We start from the raw sequence: 6,450 nt of genomic DNA, 5'->3' as shown, positions 1-6,450 counted from the left end.
TGGGCTGGATGTTGTGGAAGGCGAGATAGGTCCAGGGGCTGGAGCAGTCGAAGAAGACTTCGATCATGGTGGCGTTTCCTTTTGTTGGTTTTCTTTCTTACTCCCTCTCCCCGCTCTTCGCGGGGTGAGGGTTGGGGTGCGGGGCTCTTTCCGCGCATTCGGACTCGCGGAGAGTCCCCCTCACCCGAAATTCGCTCGCGCGAATTTCGACCTCTCCCCGCAAGCGGGGAGAGGTTAAGAGCGTAGCTCCTTCGCCTTCTGCCCGAACATGTTCTTTCGCGCTTCCTCGTCGAACGGCTCCTTGACGAATTTGCCGATCGCCAGCCCGGCCTGTACCTGCGGCCGGGCGCGGACCACGGCGTACCAGCGTTTTATGTTGGGGTAATCGTCGAGGGTAAAGCCCTGTGCCTTGTGGGTCATGGTCCAGGGGAAACAGGCGATGTCGGCGATCGAATAGTCATCGCCCGCGACATGCGCTCCGGTCTTGCCGAGTTGGCGGTCGAGCACGCCATAGAGCCGCGCCGTCTCGTCGCGGTAGCGTTCGATGGCGTATGGAATTTTCTCGGCGGCATAGAGCGCAAAGTGGCCGTGCTGGCCGAGCATCGGCCCAAGCCCGCTCATCTGCCACATCACCCACTGCACCACCCGGGAACGGCCGCGCATGTCGCCGGGGAGAAAGCGGCCGGTCTTTTCGGCGAGATAGATCAGGATCGCGCCGGTTTCGAACACCGAAAACGGCTCGCCGCCATCTGATGGCGCGTGGTCGACGATCGCCGGGATCCGGTTGTTCGGACTGATGGCGAGAAATTCCGGCTTGAACTGTTCGCCGGAGCGGATGTTGACGGGAATCACGGTGTAGGGAAGCCCGAGTTCCTCCAGCATGATCGAGATTTTCCAGCCATTCGGCGTCGGCGCGTAGTGCAGGTCGATCATGGGTTCACCCTGAGGGAAGCTGCCCACATCCTAGCCCGCGGCGACAACCCCTTCCAGTCATCAAGGCGGTCTTGTGGGGCCCCTTGCGAACATGGCACACAGACGCAAACGATAACCCCGGGGAGGCCCACCATGCTGTTTCCAACCACGATCGCCGGCTCGCTGCCGAAGCCGGAATGGCTGGCCGAGCCCAATACGCTGTGGGCGCCCTGGAAATCCAAGGGCGAGGAACTGGCGCGGGCCAAGCGCGACGCCACGTTGCTGGCGGTGAAACTGCAGGAGGACGCCGGCATCGACATCGTCACCGAGGGCGAGCAGGCGCGCCAGCATTTTGTCCATGGCTTCATGGAGAAGATCGAGGGCATCGATTTCGCCCACAAGGTCGAGATGGGAATCCGCAAGGACCGCTACAAGGCGATGGTGCCGCAGGTGGTGGCGCCGCTGCGGCTGAAGGGCCGCGTCCACGCCGACGAGGCCCGAATCGCCCGCACCCACACCACGCGAAAACTGAAATTCACCCTGCCCGGCCCGATGACCATCATCGATACCGTCGCCGACGGCTATTATGGCGATCGCGTCAAGATGGCGTTCGCCTTTGCCGAACTGCTCAACGAGGAAGCCAGGGCCTTGCAGGCCGATGGCGTCGACATGATCCAGTTCGACGAACCCGCCTTCAACGTCTTCATGGACGAGGTTTCGGACTGGGGCATCAAGGCGCTGGAGCGCGCCGCCGAGGGCCTCACCTGCGCCACCGCCGTGCACATCTGCTACGGCTACGGCATCAAGGCCAACACCGACTGGAAGGAAACGCTGGGCGCTGAATGGCGGCAGTATGAGGATATCTTTCCGGCGATCGCCAAAAGCCCGATCCAGCAGGTCGCAATCGAGTGCCGCAATTCGAAGGTGCCGCTGGACCTGCTGGCGCTGCTCACCGGCAAGATCGTGCAGGCCGGCGTGATCGACGTCGCCAGCGACACCGTCGAGACCGCGGAGGATGTGGTCAAGGTGATCGAGGCCGTCTCAAAGTTCGTGCCGAAGAGCAACATCATCGCGACCACCAATTGCGGCATGGCGCCGATGCGCCGCGATATCGCGGAGGCGAAGCTGATGGCGCTGGGCGCGGGCGCGAAGCTGGCAAGGGAGAGGTTGGGGTAGCGTCATTCCGGGGCGCGCGTCAGCGCGAACCCGGAATCTCGAGATTCCGGGTTCGCTCGCTTGCGCGAGCGCCCCGGAATGACGGCCTCTACGGCACCAATTCCACCGCGCTCGGATGCAGCACCGGGACATATCCCGCCGCCAGCGCCCGCAGCGTCGAGGGGGGCGTCAGCAGCATGGGGCCCCAAATCGCATCAGCCACGGCGCTATAGCCGGCTGGCGACCATTTCAGCGGCCGGCCTCGCACGACCAGATAGCTCTCCATCCCCTCCTGCAGCATCGCGCCGTCGGGCAAATCGCGGAGCGGCACCGCCAGCGGGGTGAGCCGCTTCCTGCCGCGATCCATCCGCTCGCGGTGAAGCACGGCATCGATGTCGCGCGCGAGAACCCGGCTGACGCCGTTGCCCTGTTCCCACGCCTCGCGAAACCGGTCGGCATCGTCGCGGCGGCAATAGAAACAGGGGCGATGCCCGGCGGCGAGCGCGGTGGCTTCATCGAGAAAGAACAACTCGGTCCAGCTGCGGCCGCCCATCACCGCGCGCCGGCGTCCCCGGAATTCGCACACGCAGGTCAACCACGCCTGGCTGGCCCAGCGCCGCGTCAGGGTTTTGGTTAGGGGATCGTGGATGATGCCGCGATTGCCGGTGAACAACCCGCGATGCGGCGTGGCGACGATGTCGCCGGTCGGCGTGACGCGGTTTTGCAGCGGCATCTCTGTCTCTTCTTCTCCCTCTCCCCGCTTGCGGGGAGAGGGCTGGGGTGAGGGGGACTCTCAACAGCCGGACTCGCGGAGAGTCCCCCTCACCCGATCACTTCGTGATCGACCTCTCCCCGCAAGCGGGGCGAGGTAAGAAAAAAGCTACACCCTACCGTCGCGGATCGGCGGCTGGAATGACAGCGCGGTGTCCCAGGGAAAGTGGATCCAGGTGTCCTGCGATACTTCGGTGATGAAGGTGTCGACCAGCGGCCGGCCCTGCGGCTTGGCGTAGACCGCAGCGAAATGCGCATCCGGCATCATCGTGCGCACCAGCCGCCCGGTCTTGCCGGTATCGACGAGGTCGTCGACGATCAACAGGCCCTTGCCGCTGCCGCCGCCGAGTCTTGCCACTTCGGCCGAAACGCCCTTGAGAACCTGCAGCTCGCCCTGCTTGGTGTGGTCGTAGCTGGCGATGCAGACGGTATCGATTACGCGAATGCCGAGCTCGCGCGCGACGATGGCCGCCGGCACCAGCCCGCCGCGGGTGATCGCGACCATGGCATGAAAGGGCCCGACGTCATTGAGCCGCCAGCTCAGCGCCCGGCAATCCCGGTGAAACTGGTCCCACGACACCGGAAAGGCCTTGCCGGCCTTCTCCTGCGCGCTCAATTCCGGATGCTCCGCCATCATCGCTCCCCGTTCGCCTTCGAATGATCCGCTAGCGGGTGGTGATGTTCAGTCCCGCCAGCATCTCCTTGACCGCGTTCATCGCGGCAGCGAGTTTTTCCGGATCGCGCGAGCGGACGACGAGATTGGTGTTCGGCTTCTTTTCCTCGTCCTGAAACGGGTAGCTGCCGATCACGGTGTCGGGATGGGCGGCGGCGATTTCGCGCAAGGGACCGCCGACGTCGCCTTCCCGCGCATTGGCGCGAACCGATTCCGACAGCATCCGGACGCCGGATTTCAGCTTCGGCGCCACGATGTCCATCATCGCCTGCATGATCGTGGGCACCCCGGCCATCACGACGACATTGCCGATCTTGAAGCCGGGCGCCAGGATGGTGGCGCTCTGGATCAGTTCGGCGCCGTCGGGAATCCGTGCCATGCGCAGCCGCGCCTCGTTCAGATCCTGGGCTCCCCAGCGCTCCTTGAACCTGGCCACCACTTCGGGATGGTGGTCGATACCGACGCCGAACGCCTTGGCGATGGCGTCGGCGGTGATGTCGTCATGGGTCGGCCCGATGCCGCCGGTGGTAAAGACATAATCGTAGCGATGCCGCAGCGCATCGAGGGCGGCGATGATATCGGCCTCCTCGTCGGCGACGACGCGGACCTCCTTGAGGTCGATCCCGATATTGGTCAGGTATTCGGCGATAAAGCCGATGTTCTTGTCCTTGGTCCGCCCGGACAGGATCTCGTCGCCGATCACCAGAATGCCCGCGGTGACGATCTCGCTCATGGTCTTTCCTCGCCCTCTGTAGTGACTGTGCGCAAGCAACGCCTTGAAGTCACGGGGTTTTGCTGCCGAAATAAGCACCGGCCAGCCGTTTTTTGAGGCAGCGGCTGGAACCCTTGCTACCAAATGCCCTCGGTGAATGCATATCGCGCTGGCCCGGCCCTTGCTACCATCCCTTTCAGTCATGCACTGTCTCGCATGGTCTTGGAATGGCCAAGGAAAATGGCCGAGCAAAGCGTCGGGATATATGGCAGTTGCGTTCGATGAAATGAATGGGCCCGGGGGCGAGATCCGGCCGGCCTACCAGGAACTGTCCCGCTGGCTGAAAGAGACGCCGCCGGAGGCGCTGGAGTATCGCCGCCAGGAGGCGGAGCTGCTGTTCCGCCGGATCGGCATCACCTTTGCCGTCTATGGCGACGCCGAGGCCCAGGAACGGCTGATCCCGTTCGACGTGATCCCGCGGATCATGGCGGCCAGGGAATGGGCCATTCTGGACAAGGGCCTGAAGCAGCGGGTGCGCGCGCTCAACATGTTCCTGCGCGACATCTATCACGGCCGCGACATCCTGCGCGCCAACATCATTCCCGACGACCTGATCTTCCAGAACCCGGTATTCCGGCCGGAGATGAACGGCCAGCACGTGCCACACGACGTCTATGTCCACATCGCCGGCATCGACATCGTCCGCATCAATCCGGAAGAATTTTACGTGCTGGAGGACAATGCGCGGACGCCCTCCGGCGTGTCCTACATGCTGGAAAACCGCGAAATCATGATGCGGCTGTTTCCGGACCTGTTCGCCCGCCACCGCGTCGCCCCGGTGGAGAAATATCCGGACGAACTGCTGTCGGCGCTGCGCTCGGTGGCGCCGCTCAGCGCCTCGTCGGAGCCGACGGTGGCGCTGATGACCCCCGGGGTCTACAATTCCGCCTATTACGAGCATTCGTTCCTGGCCGACAAGCTCGGCATCGAACTGGTCGAGGGCCGCGACCTCATCGTCAAGAACGACGAGGTCTTCATGCGCACCACCGAGGGCCTGAAGCGGGTCGACGTGATCTATCGCCGGGTCGATGACGACTTCCTCGATCCCCTCACCTTCCGCCCCGATTCGGCGCTCGGCGTGCCCGGGCTGATGTCGGCCTATGCGGCCGGCAATGTCACGCTGGCCAACGCCGTCGGCACCGGCATCGCCGACGACAAGGCGGTCTATTCCTACATGCCCGAGGTGGTGAAATTCTATCTCGGCGAAGAGCCGATCCTGAAGAACGTGCCGACCTGGCGCTGCCGCGAGCCGAAGGATCTGGCCTACGTGCTCGATAATTTAAGCGAACTGGTGGTGAAGGAAGTGCACGGCTCCGGCGGCTACGGCATGCTGATCGGGCCCGCGGCCACCAAGGACACCATCGAGGCGTTCCGCGACAAGCTCAAGCGCGAGCCCGAGGGATTTATCGCCCAGCCGACGCTGGCGCTGTCGACCTGCCCGACCTGCGTCGAATCCGGCCTCGCGCCGCGCCATGTCGATCTCAGGCCGTTCGTGCTGACCGGCAGCAACCACGTCACCATCGTGCCGGGCGGACTGACGCGGGTGGCGCTGAAGGAGGGATCGCTGGTGGTCAATTCCAGCCAGGGTGGCGGCACCAAGGATACGTGGATCTTAGACGAGTAGGTTTGGATTCTCGACGAATAGAATTCGGATAGTGGACGAGTAGAGAGAGCAAGATTCCTGCATGCTGTCACGCACCGCCGAAAACCTGTACTGGCTGGCCCGTTACGTCGAACGCGCCGAATATCTCGCGCGCACCATCGAGGCGACGCTGCGGGTCACAGCACTTCCGAACACCTATATCGGCAAGACCAACGAATGGGATTCGGCGCTGCTGACCGCCGGCGTCAGCGCCAGTTTCTACGAAATCTACGAGGAAGCCGACGAACAGAACGTGGTCGAGTATCTGTCGTTCTCGCCGGCCAACCCCTCCTCGATCAAGAACTGCATCGAAAACGCCAGGCTCAATTCGCGCTCGGTACGCACCGCGCTGACCTCCGAGATGTGGGACAACATCAACTCGGCCTGGATCGACCTGCAGGAGGTCTGGGGCAAGGGCACCAAGACCCGCGAGGAACTGGCCAAGTTCCTGCGCTTCGTGCAGGAAACCTCGCTGCGGTTCGACGGCTCGGCCTACCGGACCATGCTGCGCAACGATGCCTACTG

7 protein-coding genes and 1 pseudogene are annotated in these 6,450 nt (G+C 63.6%); 3 read left to right on the top strand and 5 right to left on the bottom strand.

The features are described from left to right. Both Q7T45_RS21495 and Q7T45_RS21490 read right to left on the bottom strand, forming a co-directional pair. Positions 1-67: pseudogene (locus tag Q7T45_RS21495) on the bottom strand (2-hydroxychromene-2-carboxylate isomerase); the annotation flags it as partial. Positions 68-234: 167 nt separating this feature from the next. Beyond that, complete coding sequence (locus Q7T45_RS21490) at positions 235-933, bottom strand: glutathione binding-like protein (RefSeq protein ID WP_304873382.1); 699 nt, start codon at positions 931-933, stop codon at positions 235-237. Between the two features lie 132 nt (positions 934-1,065). Here Q7T45_RS21490 and Q7T45_RS21485 point away from each other — a divergent pair, with 132 nt between their 5' ends. Continuing rightward, the gene (locus Q7T45_RS21485; RefSeq protein ID WP_304873381.1) at positions 1,066-2,088 is read left to right on the top strand and encodes a methionine synthase; all 1,023 of its coding nucleotides are present in this window, start codon (positions 1,066-1,068) and stop codon (positions 2,086-2,088) included. 88 nt (positions 2,089-2,176) lie between these two features. Here Q7T45_RS21485 and Q7T45_RS21480 read toward each other — a convergent pair whose 3' ends face one another. From Q7T45_RS21480 to Q7T45_RS21470, 3 genes are all read right to left on the bottom strand, one after another. Further along, complete coding sequence (locus tag Q7T45_RS21480; RefSeq protein ID WP_304873380.1) at positions 2,177-2,800, bottom strand: hypothetical protein; 624 nt, start codon at positions 2,798-2,800, stop codon at positions 2,177-2,179. A gap of 147 nt (positions 2,801-2,947) precedes the next feature. Next, positions 2,948-3,475, bottom strand: coding sequence for a xanthine phosphoribosyltransferase (gene gpt / locus Q7T45_RS21475; RefSeq protein ID WP_304873379.1), 528 nt, complete (start codon positions 3,473-3,475; stop codon positions 2,948-2,950). A gap of 28 nt (positions 3,476-3,503) precedes the next feature. Further along, positions 3,504-4,244, bottom strand: a complete 741-nt coding sequence (locus Q7T45_RS21470) for a molybdopterin-binding protein (RefSeq protein ID WP_304873378.1) — start codon at positions 4,242-4,244, stop codon at positions 3,504-3,506. 244 nt (positions 4,245-4,488) lie between these two features. Between Q7T45_RS21470 and Q7T45_RS21465 the strand changes: the two genes are divergently transcribed. Then, positions 4,489-5,907 carry a circularly permuted type 2 ATP-grasp protein gene (locus tag Q7T45_RS21465; protein ID WP_304873377.1) on the top strand — a complete coding sequence of 473 codons (1,419 nt, stop codon included), beginning with the start codon at positions 4,489-4,491 and terminating at the stop codon, positions 5,905-5,907. Positions 5,908-5,968: 61 nt separating this feature from the next. Beyond that, positions 5,969-6,450: alpha-E domain-containing protein (locus Q7T45_RS21460; RefSeq protein WP_304873376.1), on the top strand; the 482-nt coding region annotated here is incomplete at its 3' end.

The organism is Bradyrhizobium sp. (assembly GCF_030646015.1).
Classification (GTDB): Bacteria; Pseudomonadota; Alphaproteobacteria; order Rhizobiales; family Xanthobacteraceae; genus Bradyrhizobium.
The sequence above is the reverse complement of the archived record's forward strand: the minus strand, read 5'-3'. Positions and strand labels throughout refer to the sequence as shown.

Bases quoted from the DNA above. Each gene is read 5' to 3' on its own strand.
- Q7T45_RS21490 (WP_304873382.1), bottom strand. From the start codon at position 933: ATGATCGACCTGCACTACGCGCCGACGCCGAATGGCTGGAAAATCTCG.
- Q7T45_RS21485 (WP_304873381.1), top strand. From the start codon at position 1,066: ATGCTGTTTCCAACCACGATCGCCGGCTCGCTGCCGAAGCCGGAATGG.
- Q7T45_RS21480 (WP_304873380.1), bottom strand. From the start codon at position 2,800: ATGCCGCTGCAAAACCGCGTCACGCCGACCGGCGACATCGTCGCCACG.
- gpt (WP_304873379.1), bottom strand. From the start codon at position 3,475: ATGATGGCGGAGCATCCGGAATTGAGCGCGCAGGAGAAGGCCGGCAAG.
- Q7T45_RS21470 (WP_304873378.1), bottom strand. From the start codon at position 4,244: ATGAGCGAGATCGTCACCGCGGGCATTCTGGTGATCGGCGACGAGATC.
- Q7T45_RS21465 (WP_304873377.1), top strand. From the start codon at position 4,489: ATGGCAGTTGCGTTCGATGAAATGAATGGGCCCGGGGGCGAGATCCGG.